At 60.2% G+C, this 13,763-nt stretch carries 13 protein-coding genes; 8 read left to right on the top strand and 5 right to left on the bottom strand.

Features of this window, described 5'->3' with window-relative positions; all coding sequences use genetic code 11:
- Position 1 precedes the first annotated feature (1 nt).
- Entirely contained in the window at positions 2–1,204 is a 1,203-nt protein-coding gene (locus tag CAK95_RS23560) for a UbiH/UbiF family hydroxylase (RefSeq protein WP_086090131.1), read from the bottom strand.
- Positions 1,205–1,319: 115 nt separating this feature from the next.
- Between CAK95_RS23560 and CAK95_RS23555 the strand changes: the two genes are divergently transcribed.
- The 6 genes from CAK95_RS23555 (at position 1,320) to CAK95_RS23530 (ending at position 7,342) form a co-directional block, all read left to right on the top strand.
- Entirely contained in the window at positions 1,320–2,039 is a 720-nt protein-coding gene (locus tag CAK95_RS23555) for a CDP-alcohol phosphatidyltransferase family protein (protein WP_157699718.1), read from the top strand.
- Positions 2,040–2,057: 18 nt separating this feature from the next.
- On the top strand, positions 2,058–2,798 hold the full coding sequence (locus CAK95_RS23550; RefSeq protein WP_086090129.1) for a TerC family protein: 741 nt from the start codon (positions 2,058–2,060) through the stop codon (positions 2,796–2,798).
- A 3-nt stretch (positions 2,799–2,801) separates the two neighbouring features.
- Positions 2,802–3,539 (top strand): SDR family oxidoreductase, encoded by a 738-nt coding sequence (locus CAK95_RS23545; protein WP_086090128.1) that lies wholly within the window; start codon positions 2,802–2,804, stop codon positions 3,537–3,539.
- A gap of 203 nt (positions 3,540–3,742) precedes the next feature.
- Positions 3,743–4,720: a quinone oxidoreductase family protein gene (locus tag CAK95_RS23540; protein WP_086090127.1), complete on the top strand. Its 978-nt coding sequence runs from the start codon at positions 3,743–3,745 to the stop codon at positions 4,718–4,720.
- 178 nt (positions 4,721–4,898) lie between these two features.
- Entirely contained in the window at positions 4,899–6,074 is a 1,176-nt protein-coding gene (locus CAK95_RS23535) for a urate hydroxylase PuuD (RefSeq protein ID WP_086090126.1), read from the top strand.
- A gap of 2 nt (positions 6,075–6,076) precedes the next feature.
- Positions 6,077–7,342 (top strand): allantoate amidohydrolase, encoded by a 1,266-nt coding sequence (locus tag CAK95_RS23530; RefSeq protein WP_086090125.1) that lies wholly within the window; start codon positions 6,077–6,079, stop codon positions 7,340–7,342.
- Between the two features lie 7 nt (positions 7,343–7,349).
- On the opposite strand, the gene CAK95_RS23525 is transcribed toward CAK95_RS23530, so the two are convergent.
- Both CAK95_RS23525 and rimO read right to left on the bottom strand, forming a co-directional pair.
- Complete coding sequence (locus tag CAK95_RS23525; protein WP_198343757.1) at positions 7,350–8,354, bottom strand: sensor domain-containing diguanylate cyclase; 1,005 nt, start codon at positions 8,352–8,354, stop codon at positions 7,350–7,352.
- Between the two features lie 112 nt (positions 8,355–8,466).
- Entirely contained in the window at positions 8,467–9,798 is a 1,332-nt protein-coding gene (gene rimO, locus CAK95_RS23520) for a 30S ribosomal protein S12 methylthiotransferase RimO (protein WP_086090124.1), read from the bottom strand.
- Positions 9,799–10,110: 312 nt separating this feature from the next.
- Here rimO and CAK95_RS23515 point away from each other — a divergent pair, with 312 nt between their 5' ends.
- Positions 10,111–11,034, top strand: a complete 924-nt coding sequence (locus CAK95_RS23515) for a LysM peptidoglycan-binding domain-containing protein (RefSeq protein ID WP_086090123.1) — start codon at positions 10,111–10,113, stop codon at positions 11,032–11,034.
- A 37-nt stretch (positions 11,035–11,071) separates the two neighbouring features.
- On the opposite strand, the gene CAK95_RS23510 is transcribed toward CAK95_RS23515, so the two are convergent.
- Together CAK95_RS23510 and CAK95_RS23505 are read right to left on the bottom strand one after the other, a co-directional pair.
- On the bottom strand, positions 11,072–11,626 hold the full coding sequence (locus tag CAK95_RS23510) for a methyltransferase family protein (protein ID WP_157699717.1): 555 nt from the start codon (positions 11,624–11,626) through the stop codon (positions 11,072–11,074).
- Between the two features lie 108 nt (positions 11,627–11,734).
- Positions 11,735–12,715: a MipA/OmpV family protein gene (locus CAK95_RS23505; RefSeq protein WP_086090121.1), complete on the bottom strand. Its 981-nt coding sequence runs from the start codon at positions 12,713–12,715 to the stop codon at positions 11,735–11,737.
- 190 nt (positions 12,716–12,905) lie between these two features.
- Here CAK95_RS23505 and CAK95_RS23500 point away from each other — a divergent pair, with 190 nt between their 5' ends.
- Positions 12,906–13,742, top strand: coding sequence for a LytTR family DNA-binding domain-containing protein (locus CAK95_RS23500; RefSeq protein WP_157699716.1), 837 nt, complete (start codon positions 12,906–12,908; stop codon positions 13,740–13,742).
- Positions 13,743–13,763 lie beyond the last annotated feature (21 nt).

Below are 13,763 nucleotides of genomic sequence, written 5' to 3'. Positions count from 1 at the left end.
ATCAGCGCAACGCTTCACCGCGCATCAGCCGGGGCTGCGAACCGCGCGGCATCACGCCCTCGCGCATCACGGCACGGCGCAACGGGCCAACGGTGTTCAACACGTGCATGCCGAGCCCGCGCAGCCCCTGGATCGGCAGGAAACCGGAGAGCAGCGAACGGTTGAGAAGATCGACCGCCAGCGTCCGGCTCATCACGTCGGCGCGGCGCATGTTCTCATAGCGGCTGAGCGCGTCCGGCGCGCCGGGATCGTCGCGATGGTCGGCGGCGACTTCGGCAATGGCCGCGGCATCGCGCAGGCCGAGATTGAGCCCCTGCGCGCCGATCGGGGGAATGCGGTGCGCAGCTTCGCCGATCAACGCGATCCGGTGCGCGGCAGCGAGGCTGGCGGACTCAATGGCGAGCGGGAAAATGCCGTAGCCGGGCTCCGTCTTCACCTTGCCGAGGATCGAATGCGAGCGGCGTTCAAGCTCGCAATCGAGCGTCTCGCCAGACAATGTCTGCAGGTGGTGCGCATCTTTCTCCGTCACCACGCAGACAATGCTGGAGCGGTTGCCCGGCAACGGCACGGTGGTGAAGGGCCCGGCTTCGGTGTGGAATTCGGTCGAGATGTCGTGGTGCGGACGGCTATGCGCAATGTTGAAGGTTAGCGCAATTTGCGGATAGCGCTGAGCATGCATCTCGATGCCGGCTGTGGCCCGGCAGATCGAATGGCGGCCATCGGCGCCAACGACCAGCCGGGCGTCGATTTCGGTTCCGCGAGCGGTGCGGATATGCGCAAGATCATCGCTGGCGCTGACCATGGCGGCTTCATCTTCGATCACGCGCAAATTCAGCCGATGCGCGGCGGCGGTTTCGAGCGCCGCGATCAGATGCCGGTTCTCGATGTTATAGGCGAAGGCCTCAAGACCGATTTCGTCCGCCTCAAACCGCGCCTCCGGCGCACGCCACAGCCGCCCGGTATCGTCGACGATGCGCAGGGTGCGAAGCGGCGCGGCCTTGTCGCGGCAGGCCTCCCAGACGACGAGTGTTTCAAGCGCTGCGATGGAACTGGCGAGCAGGGCCGTGGTGCGATTGTCGGATGGTGCAGGAGGGGCCACCAGCACCGTATCGAGGCCCGCCGACGCGAGAGCCAAGGCCGCCGTGAGCCCCGACGGCCCGCCGCCGACGACCGCGACATCTGCCGTTAATGATCCTGCATTCATCCTTCATGCGCCTTTCCAGCGACTACTTAGCGCCGTGATACCTCTCTGGCGAGAGGTGGAATTTCATGATCAGTCCGGCTCGTTTATGCTGGGCCGATCCGGGACCCTCCATTCCATGCATGATGCCAACGACAGCGCGAACCGGCCGATCGATCGGGTAGCGCCGATGCGTCCTTTTCTCGTTCACATCTTTACCGCCTGTGGCGCCGGCTGCGCCCTGCTGGCGCTGCTGGCCGCGGCGCGCGCCGACTGGGTGACGATGTTCGTGTGGCTGGCGATCGCGCTGTTGATCGATGGCGTCGATGGGACCTTGGCACGGCACTTTCGGGTTGCGGAAAGGCTGCCGCGCTGGTCCGGCAATGCGCTCGACCTCGTGGTCGATTTCACCACTTATGTGTTCGTGCCGGCCTTTGCGTTCGCGACCGGCGGATTGCTGCCATCGCCTGTCGCCGTTCCGCTGGCCATCGCCATCGTCGTGACCAGCGCGCTTTATTTCGCCGATCAGCAGATGAAGACGGCCGACAATTACTTCCGCGGCTTTCCCGCCCTGTGGAACGCTGCCGCCTTTCATCTGTTTATCTTGAAGCTGCCGGATTGGGTGGCAGCCGCCATTGTGGCAACTCTCGTCTGTCTCACCTTCATGCCGCTGCGGGTTCTTCATCCTTTTCGCGTTACTCAGCTTCGCGTGGTCAATCTCGCGGTGATGGCCTTGTGGTGTGTACTTGGCGCCTATGCTCTTGTGGCCGCGCTCGATCCCGGAACGATTATCGCATGGTCTTTGGCCGCGCTGGCGGTGTATTTCCTGACGATCGGGTTGGCGACGGCGGATGACTGAACGGAATACTGGACAAAGATGCTTCACTTGTTGACCGATCCACATGCCTGGCTTGCGCTGGTGACCCTCTCGGTGCTCGAGATCGTGCTCGGCATCGACAACATCGTCTTTATCTCCGTTTTGATTTCGCGGTTGCCGAAGCGGCAGGCCAAGCTCGCGCGACAGATCGGGCTCGGCCTTGCCTTCATCTTTCGCGTCGCGCTGCTGCTGACATTGACCTGGATCATGCGGCTCACCGCGCCGGTCTTTGCGATCCTCGGCAACGAGTTTTCCTGGCGCGACCTGATCCTGATCGCCGGCGGCTTGTTCCTGCTCGCCAAGGGCACAAGCGAAATCCACGCAGAGGTCGAGGCCGAATACGAAGAGGAGCAATCCAGCGGTGGTAGCAATGGTTTTGGCTGGGTCATAGCGCAACTGGTTGCGATCGACCTCGTCTTCTCGCTCGACTCCATCATCACCGCGATCGGCCTTGCGCAGGATGTCGAAATCATGATCGCAGCGGTGATGATCGCGATGCTGGTGATGTATTTCGCCGCCGTGCCGGTCTCGGCCTTCATCCAGAAATATCCGACCACCAAGATGCTGGCGCTGTCGTTCCTCTTGCTGATCGGCGTCGCGCTGGTGGCCGACGGTCTCGGTTTCCACATTCCGCGCGGCTATATTTACTTCGCAATGGCCTTTGCGGGTGCGGTCGAGGTGTTTAACGTGCTCGCGCTTCGCAACCGGCGTAAACGACCAAAAACACTGACCCGGAAGTAACAAATGACCGACAGACAGATTGTTCTCATCACCGGCGGTGGCCGGGGCATCGGCGCCGCAACCGCACGGCTTGCCGCGCAATGCGGCTACGATGTCGCCATCAACTACAAGAGCAATGCGGATGCGGCGGCAAACGTCGTCAAGGATGTCGAAGGCAGCGGTGGCCGCGCGATCGCGGTCCAGGGCGACATGGCGCAGGAGGCCGATGTCGAGCGCCTGTTCAAGGAGGTCGATGCGTTCGGGCCGCTGCGCCATCTCGTTTATAACAGCGGTGTCACCGGCAAGAATTCGCGTTTCGAAGCGGTGTCGACGCAGACGCTGCGCGAGAATGTCGATGTCAATGTCATGGGTGCATTCTTTACGGCCCGTGCGGCGATCCCGCGGATCTCCACAAAGCATGGTGGCCGCGGCGGTTCGATCGTGTTTTTGTCATCGGTGCAATCGCGGCTCGGTGCGGCCGGAGAGTATGCCTGGTATGCGGCGACCAAGGGGGCAGTGGATTCGCTGACCATTGGGCTGTCGCGCGAACTGGCGGGCGAGGGCATCCGTGTCAATGCGGTCTCACCCGGTCCGATCGATACGGAGATCCATGAACCTGGCCGGAAGGAGCGTGTCTCCCCGATGCTTCCGACCGGACGGTTCGGCACGCCACAGGAGGTGGCGGAGGCGATATTGTTCCTGATCTCGGACAAGGCCAGCTACACCAGCGGTACGATCCTGACCGTATCGGGCGCGCGGTAGAACGATTTTGTTGTCATTCCGGCAGGCGTAAGCCTGTGGGCCCGGAATCCAGCCACGGACTGGATTCCGGATAGCCGCTCCGCGGCTTCCGGAATGACGCTTGATGGATATGTCGCGTCTCCGCTTGCGTCGGCCTTTTCGGCCCCTATGATCCGCCCCGATTTGAGCGTGCCGGGAGCGCACGCGCTGATGGGAGAACGATGATGGTTGCAGCGGTCCGGGTACATAAACATGGCGGTCCCGAGGTGCTGACATTCGAGGATATCGAAGTCGCGGCGCCCGGGCAGGGACAGATCCGGATCAAGCAATATGCCTGCGGGGTGAACTTCATCGACACCTATTTCCGCATCGGCATGTATCCGTCACCGGTCGGCCTGCCGTTCGTGTCGGGCAATGAGGGCGCGGGCGAAGTCGTTGCGGTCGGTCCTGGCGTCACCGATATCAAGGTCGGCGATCGGGTGGCTTATGTCACCGCTCTGGGTGGTTACGCCGAGGAGCGGCTGCTGCCGGCCGATCGTGCGGTGAAAATCCCAGACAACATTTCCTACGAACAGGCTGCCGGCATGATGCTGAAAGGCATGACCGCGCAATATCTCGTCAATCGCACCTACAAGGTCACCAAGGGCTCGACGGTGCTGATGCATGCCGCAGCCGGCGGCGTCGGCCAGATCCTGTGCCAGTGGGCGAACCACCTTGGTGCCACCGTGATCGGCACCGTCGGATCGAAAGAGAAAGGCGAGATCGCCAAGGCCAATGGTTGTCGCCACGTGATCTATTATCGCGATGAGGATTTCCCGACGCGGGTGAAGGAGATCACCGACGGCAAGCTGTGCGACGTCGTCTATGACGGCATTGGCAAGACCACCTTCCCGGCATCGCTGGACTGCATTCGCCCGCTCGGCATGTTCGCGAGCTTCGGCTCGGCCTCCGGTCAGATCGACGCCTTCAACATCAATATCCTGCAGACCAAGGGCTCGCTCTTTGCGACCCGGCCGACGCTGAACAATTATGTTGCCAAGCGCGAGGATCTGCTTGCCACCGCCAACGACCTGTTCAATGTCATTGCCAGCGGCGCGGTGAAAATCCCGATCAACCAGAAATACGCCCTGAAGGATGCGCAGCAGGCGCACCGGGATCTCGAAAGCCGCGAGACCACGGGATCGTCGATCCTGGTTCCGTAAGCTTTACGGCACATGGCTTGCTAGTATTCCGAAATGTCTATTCGGCCTCATCCTGAGGAGGCTGCGAAGCAGCCGTCTGGAAGGGTGGGCCCGGCCTTGTCCTTCGAGACGCGCCCTTGCAGGGTGCTCCTCAGGATGAGGCCGGATAAATAGTCGGAATTGTACGATAGAGCGACTTATGGACGTTTTCATCGGAGAATGGGGCAATCTCCTCTTACGCTGGGCCCACATGATCGTGGGGATCGGCTGGATCGGCACGTCCTTCTATTTCATCGCCCTCGATTATTCGCTGAACCAGCAGGAGCGCAAAAGCCCCGGCGTGTTCGGCACGGCCTGGCAAGTGCATGGCGGTGGCTTCTATCACGTCGAGAAGTTCACCGTCGCGCCACCGAACCTGCCGCCACATCTGCACTGGTTCAAGTGGGAGGCCTATCTCACCTGGGTCACCGGTTTCGGCCTCCTCATCATCCAGTATTATTTTCATGCCAGCGCCTATCTGATCGATCCAGCAGTGATGCCGCTTGAGCCATGGCAGGCGATCGCGATCTCGATCGCGTCGCTGCTAGTCGGCTGGTTCATCTATGATGGTCTGTGCCGCTTCTTCGGCGACCGTACTGTGCCGCTTGCGGCCTCTGTGTTTCTTTTGATCCTGCTGGCGGCGGTGCTTTACACCAAGGTGTTTTCCGGACGCGGTTCTTTCATCCATGTCGGCGCCTTCATCGGCACCATCATGGCTTTCAACGTGTTTGTGACGATCATTCCTGGCCAGCGCATCATGGTCGGGCAGTTGCTGCGCGGCGAAGAACCTGAGGCGAAATACGGCAAGGTTGCCAAGCAGCGCTCGCTGCACAACAACTATCTGACGCTGCCTGTGCTGCTGATGATGGTGTCGCCGCATTATCCGTTCCTGTCGGCGCATCCGCATGCCTGGATGGTGGTGGCGCTGATCCTGATCGTCGGCGGATTATTCCGGCACATCCTGAACCGCATCGACATCGGCGAGCCATGGGAGAAATACGGCTGGGCGGCGCCAATGGCTGCATTCGCATTGATCTGCGCCATCTTCGTTACCGCACCGCGCCAGATGGCGGATACCGGTCCTGTGATTTCCGATTCCGAGGTGCTGGCGATGACGGCCAAGCACTGCACCATGTGCCATGCGCGGCGGCCGACACATGAAAGCTTCAAGGAGCCGCCGAAGAACGTGACGCTGGAAACGCTGGCCGATCTCAAGCGTTACTCTCAGCTCATTATGATCCAGACCGTTCGCAATAAGGCCATGCCGCTCGGTAACCAGACGCACATGACCGATGAGGAGCGCGAACAGCTTGGCCGCTGGCTGCGTGCGCATTGACGATGACGAAAGCAGCCGACATTGGTGCTGATGTTGTGCGGCTCGGCCGGCGAGCCGAGGCGATGTTGTCGGAACTCGGCGCGATCTCGTCCGATCCCAATCGCCTCGTCCGTCTGTTCCTGACGCCCGAACATCGCCGCGCTGCCGATCTCGTTGCGTCATGGATGCGCGACGCTGGCATGACGGTGACCGAGGATGCGCTCGGCACGGTACGCGGTCACTGGCGACCCGAACTGAAGAAGCGATTCCTGACCGGCTCGCACATCGACACGGTCATCGATGCCGGCAAATACGATGGGCCGCTTGGTGTCGTTGCCGGCATTCTGGCGATCGAGGAAATCGCAGCGCGCGGCCTCGACCTGCCATTCGGGATCGATGTGCTGGCCTTCGGCGACGAGGAGGGTTCGCGTTTTCGCTCGACGCTGTCGTCGTCGCTGGCCTGTGTCGGCAAGTTCGATCGCGCGACCTTGTCCGACCATGATCGCAATGGGGTGACGCTTGCGGATGCGATTGTTGCCTATGGCAAGCGTATCGATGAGATAACGGCCGCCGCTTACGATCCGGCCAACGTCGCAGGATTTCTTGAGGTGCATATCGAGCAGGGACCTGTGCTGGAGGCGGAGAATCTGCCGCTGGGTGTCGTGACCGGCATCATCGGGCAGACCCGTATGCGTGTGGTCGTTCTGGGCGCTGCAGGCCACGCCGGGACGGTGCCGATGCGCATGCGCCATGACGCACTGACGGGTGCATCCGAACTCATGCTTGCGATCGAGCGGACCGCATTGGACAACGAAGCCGACGGCATGGTGGCAACAGTCGGTCGCATCGAAGCATCGCCCGGCGCAACCAATGTTATTCCAGGCCGTGTTGGTTTCTCGCTCGAATTTCGCTCCGTCAACGATGCGAAACGCAAGGCTGCGATCGAGCAGGTGAAGGCCGATGCACAACGCATGGCGCTGCGTCGCAAGTTGGAAGTCGCGTTCGAGTCGTTTTATGAGACGGAGACCACCGCTTGCACGCCGGTCATGCAGGACATGCTGGAGAACGTGATCACGACCTTTGGCCACAAGCCGATGCGCATTCCGTCCGGTGCGGGTCATGATGCGCAGGTGATGGCAGGCTTTTGCCCAACCGCCATGATGTTCGTGCGTTGCCGCGGCGGCATCAGTCACAATCCGGCGGAGTTCGCGAGCGAGAGCGATATGGGGCTTGCGGTTATTGCGCTGACGGATTTTGTGGAGGCCTACGCGTCAACGGAAAGATCCTGAACTTCGGTCAGGCCACGTTCGTTGACCCTCCCGGCGCCAACAAAAGCGCGGTGTCCACGCGGTTACGGCCATTTCGTTTCGCCTTGTAAAGCGCGGTATCAGCCGCAAGCAACAAACCCTCCGGCATTCGGATCGTGCCACCATTCCGTGCAAGCGCCGTCGCGACTCCGATGCTCGCTGTTACTTTGCCGCGTCCCGTTTGGCTTTTGAGGTGCGGAATTTTCATGTTCGCGACCGCCTGACGAATGCGCCCGGCAATCTCCACCGCGCCTGATGCGTCGACATCGGGAAGGATGACAGCAAATTCCTCACCACCATATCGCGCAAGAATGTCGGTTGGACGTTTAAGACCACTGCGTATCGCAGCCGCCACGACTCGCAGGCAATCGTCCCCAGCCTGATGTCCGTAAGTGTCGTTGAAGTCCTTGAAATGGTCGATATCGAGCAACAGGAGCGACATCTGCCCGCTCGTTCGGACAGTGTGCTCCCATTCCCGCGCGAGAGATTCGTCAAAGGCACGACGATTCAAGACACCCGTCAGTCCATCGGTCATGGCCAGGGCGGCCATTTGATCTTCGAACTGCTTGCGGTCATCGATGTCACGCATGGTGACGATCAGTCGGTTCATCTGGCCGGTTTTCCTGTCCCGGACGACCCGTGCTCTCGCTTCGACCCAGAGCAGCCGGTCGTCTTTGGCGCGGACCTGCATGACGAGTTTTCCCTCGTCCTGTTTGCCGTCAGCAAACGCGGCCATGTCCTCTTCGATCGCGGCGATATATTGGGGCAGAATAAAGACTTCCGGACCGCGCCCAATCAATTCCTCGGGCAACCACCCCAGAAGGCGGGTGCAGGACGGCGAAACATATGCAGCTCGTTTGTCCGGGCCTAAATCAATGATGATATCGGAGCTGTTTTCGGCAATCGTGCGGAAATCTGGCTCCGGTCTGGACATCACATTGTCCGACTCCTTGCCCGGAAAGAGTCTTTGAAAGAGGGTGCGGAATAGCTGCATCCTTAACATCCATCCAACACGCGCGATGCCGCGCAAGAGTCAAGAAAGCTTGGATGGGCGCGGTGTAGAATGGGGATGCTAAGAAGTGCGAACTCAACAGCTTCTGAAAAGCTTAAAATCCAATCACAGTTCCAAATAAATCATACTCGTCGGCACGCTCGATCTTTACATTGGCGAATTCGCCGACGCGCAGCGGGCGGCGGCTGACGACATGCACGGTGCCGTCAATCTCCGGCGCGTCGGCCTTGCTGCGGCCTTTGCCACCTGTTGGCGTCAACTCGTCGATCAGCACCTGTTGGCGCGTGCCGACCTTCTTCTTCTGTCGCCGGGCCGAGATTTTCTGCTGCTTCTGCATGAAGCGGTTCCAGCGGTCTTCTTTCACCTCTTGCGGGACGGCGCCGTCGAGATCGTTGGCCGGTGCGCCTTCCACCGGCTCGAATTTGAAACAGCCGACGCGATCGAGTTCGGCTTCATCCAGCCAGTCGAGCAGGAACTCGAAATCGGCATCCGTTTCGCCGGGGAAGCCGACAATGAAGGTCGATCGCAAGGTGAGGCTCGGGCAGATCTCGCGCCATTGTTTGATGCGGTCGAGTGTCTTCTGCTGCGCGCCGGGCCGTTTCATGCGCTTGAGCACATCCGGGCTCGCATGCTGGAATGGAATGTCGAGATAGGGCAGTACTCCACCAGTCTTTTGGCCTTCCGCCATCAGCGGGATGACGTCATCAACATGCGGGTAGGGGTAGACATAATGCAGGCGCACCCAGACGCCGAATTCGCCGAGTTCGCGCGCGAGCGAAATGAACTTGGTCTGGACCTCGCGATCCTTCCACTGGCTCGCCGCATATTTCACGTCGACGCCGTAGGCCGACGTGTCCTGCGAGATCACCAGCAACTCCTTCACGCCCGCCGCGACCAGTTTCTCAGCTTCGCGCAGCACATCGGCGGCGGGACGCGAAACGAGATCGCCGCGCAGCTTCGGGATGATGCAGAAGGAACAGCGGTTGTTACAGCCTTCGGAAATCTTCAGATACGCATAGTGGCGCGGCGTGAGCTTCAGCCCCTGCGGTGGCACGAGATCGACGAAAGGCTCATGCATCGGCGGCAGAGCGCGATGCACCGCGTCCATCACGCTTTCATATTGCTGCGGGCCGGTGACCGCGAGCACCTTCGGAAATTGCGAGGTGATCTTCTCGGGTTCGGCACCCATGCAGCCGGTGACGATGACTTTGCCGTTCTCTTTCATCGCTTCGCCGATGGCGGCCAAAGATTCCGCCTGGGCGGAGTCGAGGAAGCCGCAGGTGTTGACGATGGTCACGTCCGATCCGGCATGGCCACGAGCCAGCTCATAGCCCTCGGCGCGCAGGCGCGTGATGATGCGCTCGGAATCGACCAGCGCCTTTGGGCAGCCGAGGGAAACAAAGGAAATGCGCGGCGCGGCGGTCATCGACGGTCTCGAAAGGGGGCTGAAAGCGGGGCGTTAGGGCAGGCGGCCCTAAGGGTCAACCGCTAATTAAGGCGCGCCGTCAGCAGACCTAACATTTGCGTGATTCTTCATGGCCCAAGGCGGAGGTAATGACAATTTCGCTCCGCGTAGGCGGTCAGAAAAGTGTCATAGATCAAAGGGTTGGCCGGTAATATCTGCAATCTTCGGAAAATTTTAAGGAAATCCGCATTTCATCCCGAGCAACGCCGGTGGCGTGCGTCTTCGCCCTTCAGCAGTGCAAGCGGCGAGATGAGCAAGGGGCTTTGAAAGCGCATGTTCAACCTGCCGCGCCTTGCGACCATGGCCGTGGTCGCTGCCAGCCTGTCCGGCTGCGGGTCACTCTCCGTGTTCGAGGGGTTCCTTTCGCCAACCGGTGAACTCGCCGCGCAGAAAACCGGGATGGCCATGGGCAAGGCCTACGTCTTCCGCGGCATGGGAGGACGCTTTGCCTCCATGGAGATGGACCACCTTTCCGAGAAGATCAGAGAGAGTGGCGTCGTTGAATCTGAGACCTACAATCACATGAACTGGTACGGGCCGGCCGAGGAGGCGATCGCCCGCTACAAGAAAAATCCGCAGCCGATCATGGCAATGGGCCACTCCGCCGGCGGCGACGCCGCGATCAGTTTCGCCTGGAAGCTGAAACAGGCGGGTGTGCCAGTCAGCCTGATCGTCGCTTTCGATCCGACCCGCAAGGCGGCCAATGTGCCCAACAATGTCGACCGCTTCATCAACATGTATCAGTCGATGAACTTCTTCGGCGGTGGCTATGTTCGCGCGTCTGCAGATTTCCGTGGTCATTTTGCGACCGTCGATCTGCGCAGTTACTGGGAAGTGCTGCACGTCAACATGGTCAAGATCCGCGGCCTACAGGATCAGATCATCGCCAAGGTGGTGCAGATCGCGACCATGCCGCCAGTGCTCGAAGGTCCGACGGTGCCGATCCGCTATGTGATGCCGCGCGGCGAGAAGATCGAGTTGTGGGATTCCGGGATCGCGATCCAGACCGAGCCTGGCGACACGGCACGCACCGTTGCGCAACGTTATAGCGTGCCGGTCTGGGTGGTAGCGCAGCTCAACAATGTCGGTGCGAATACATCGTTGCAGCCAGGCAAGCGTCTGGTCGTGCCGCGCTATCTGGAGACGGCACCGATGATCGCGGGGCCGCTGATCAGTTACGCACCGCAGCGGCATTAGGTTGGGGTGTAAGCGGCGCCTCGTTCACAAGTCTTCGTCAAAAGAGCATGATCAGGCGTGGCAACAGGCCGGAATGCCTCAACAGGTCAACGGCACCTGCAAAGGGAATGACGAGCAGGAATAGGATCGTATCACCCAGCGCCCACTTCAAGGCACGCGGATCAAAGGTCGTGTCGCTCGCTTCCTCGTAAATCCCGGGCTGTGGCCAGAACAGGGGCACCCGTGCGGCGTAGTGCCGATAGCTGCTTCCGAAGTGTGAACTGAGCAAGGCAGCCTCTCCGCGTGACGTCGCATATAGGATGACGCCGACGGCAACGCCCGCAAGCGCTCCCAGTGCGACGCTGCCGAAGACGAGTCCAGCTCCAACGCTGCCGATCGTCGAGAAGAAATACAGCGGGTTGCGTGTGATCGAATAGGGGCCCTTGGTCATCAGCGTGATGTTTTTCCGGCCGCCGATGTAGAGAGTTGACCAAAGGCGTCCCAGCACAGCGCCGACAATCAGCGTCGCCCCGATGAACTGAATGCTTTTCTGGATGATCGGATGATCTTGCCAGACCGGATCGGCAATCAGAATGAGGATGAAGGTCGCCAACCCGAACAATCGCAATGCGTAAAGACGCCATCGCTGGTCGTAATAAACACTTGCATGCCCTCCGATCGAACGGCGGTATGCGTTATCCTTTTTGCACATTTTGCGAGGCTAGAATTTGTAGCCAATGGCAAGCATGCCAAAGGGCTGTGCTTCCCGTTGCACGATTGGGCTGTTGGCGACGTCGCCCACCAGAAAGCCGTATCCGGCTTGCGCCCGGATCAGCCAGTTTTCGGTCATGGCGTAAGTGACCGAAGCACTGACGTCGACACGCTTCAGGCCGGCCCCGATGTCGAACACGGGAAGGCCGGAATTGGCGGACTGCGTCGGCGTCACACCGAAATACGTGCTCATGTATTTGGCATCCGCCCATGTGGCGGATGCCCCGGCGGTCAACAGCCAGCGCTCATATTTGTATCCCAGCTCGGCTCCAAATCTGGCCTGCAGGCCGTCACTTCCGCCGATCGTGCGGTTGAGCTCGCCAAAGACTTTGAGCGCGCCGAATTTATAAGCGAGTTCTGCCCCGACGACGGCCCCGGGATCGATATCGCCCAATCCCCTTAGATGGACGGATTTGTCTTCTTTCCGGCCAAGATCGTAACCCAGCTTCGCGCTGAGATGCAGATCGCCGAAGCTGTAGAGGCTGACCGTAGCGCCGCGCGGGTCGACTCTCAGCCAGTCGCCATATGACGCGGTGACGAATGGCACCGGCTTTATTTCAAACTCGTCAGAACCTTCATACTTGGGCGCAATCATTGCCCCGCCGCCGAGGACGACATTCCATTGGCTCAGCTTTTCGGTGACGAAGGCAAACTGGTTCAGGCTCGGTGTCGTTGGAAACTGCGCAACAGGCGCGGATTGGCTGCCCGGCGGAACGACATCGGCGGCGTGAGCGAAGGTGGAAAGCGGCGGAAACGCCGCAATCATAATCAAAAGGGGAAGATGCGGCCGACCGGCAGAGGCGGTCTTTGTTTGTAAACGTGCGGGGTGAGGAGCATTCTCGACTTGGGGCTTGGTCTCGAATGCTCCTCTCCCGACCTCTTCCAAAGGCTTGGGACGGGAAGAGGAAACTCTCAGCGGAGCCTTCAGCATGGTTAACCCTTGCTCGGAATTGGATGAGCAGGGGCTTAGAGGGCATTGTCCTCGCAGCTTGAGCGCGTCTTCGCAATTGCGCCAAATTCTCCGTTAATTTGCATCGCCGGTATGAAATGGACCATTCGCGATGCGTGATTTCGCAAGCTTGCGGACTGATCAGTGGCTAAGGGCGCGCGCTGCGGAGGTTTTGCTCGCACTGGCATTAGCCCCGGCATTTGCCTGGATGAATCCTTTTTTTTCGAGCAAGCAGCCCTTTCTGGCGCTCGTCGGCTTTTGGGGCGCGGTGCTGGCGTGCTGGTTTGTGACGATGGCGATCGTCGAACGCCTGTTGAGTGCGTTTGATTTCTTTCGCCGGATATCTCCCGTGTGGCGCCGGGCAACGGTGATTGCCGTTGCCGCACTTCCGATGATTCTGATTGCGGGGGCAGGGATCCACGCTCTGAAGGGCTGGAGAATCACGCCCTATGAGATCATCGAACTCTATCTGCAGATCATCCTGATCGGCTCCGGCGTCGCTCTTATTGCTGTCGCGACGTTCGTTCGGCGATTTGAGCCGGCGACGTCCGGAAATGCCATGGCGTTCTCGCCGATCATGCGCGATTGGATCAGCGAGGAATCTTCATCCCCTGTCATTCGTCCTCAAGATACATTGTCCGCGGTCAATAATCGGCTGTTGAGTCGCCTTCCTTTGCAGGTGCGCGGCCGAATTCTATGCCTCGAGATGGAAGACCATTATGTCCGGGTGCACACCGACCGCGGTTCGGCGCTGGTGCTGCTGCGACTGAGCGACGCGATCGCGGAGGCGCAAGCCGCCACGTCGGGGCGCCAAGTGCATCGGTCCTGGTGGGTCGCTGACGATGCTATTGACCGTTTCGAGCGGATCGGTCGCACCGGCCAGATTCACTTGAACGGCGGCATCAAAGCGCCTGTTTCGCAGCGTTATCTGAGGTCGGTCGAAAGCGCTTGCGCGCCAAAGGGAGCGGATCATGGCAAGGCTGCCAACGCACCTGGCGCCGCAGTATAGAGCGCAATTGTAACAACGAAA

This window comes from Pseudorhodoplanes sinuspersici, assembly GCF_002119765.1.
GTDB lineage: Bacteria > Pseudomonadota > Alphaproteobacteria > Rhizobiales > Xanthobacteraceae > Pseudorhodoplanes > Pseudorhodoplanes sinuspersici.
This window is presented reverse-complemented; position numbering and strand designations above follow the sequence as displayed.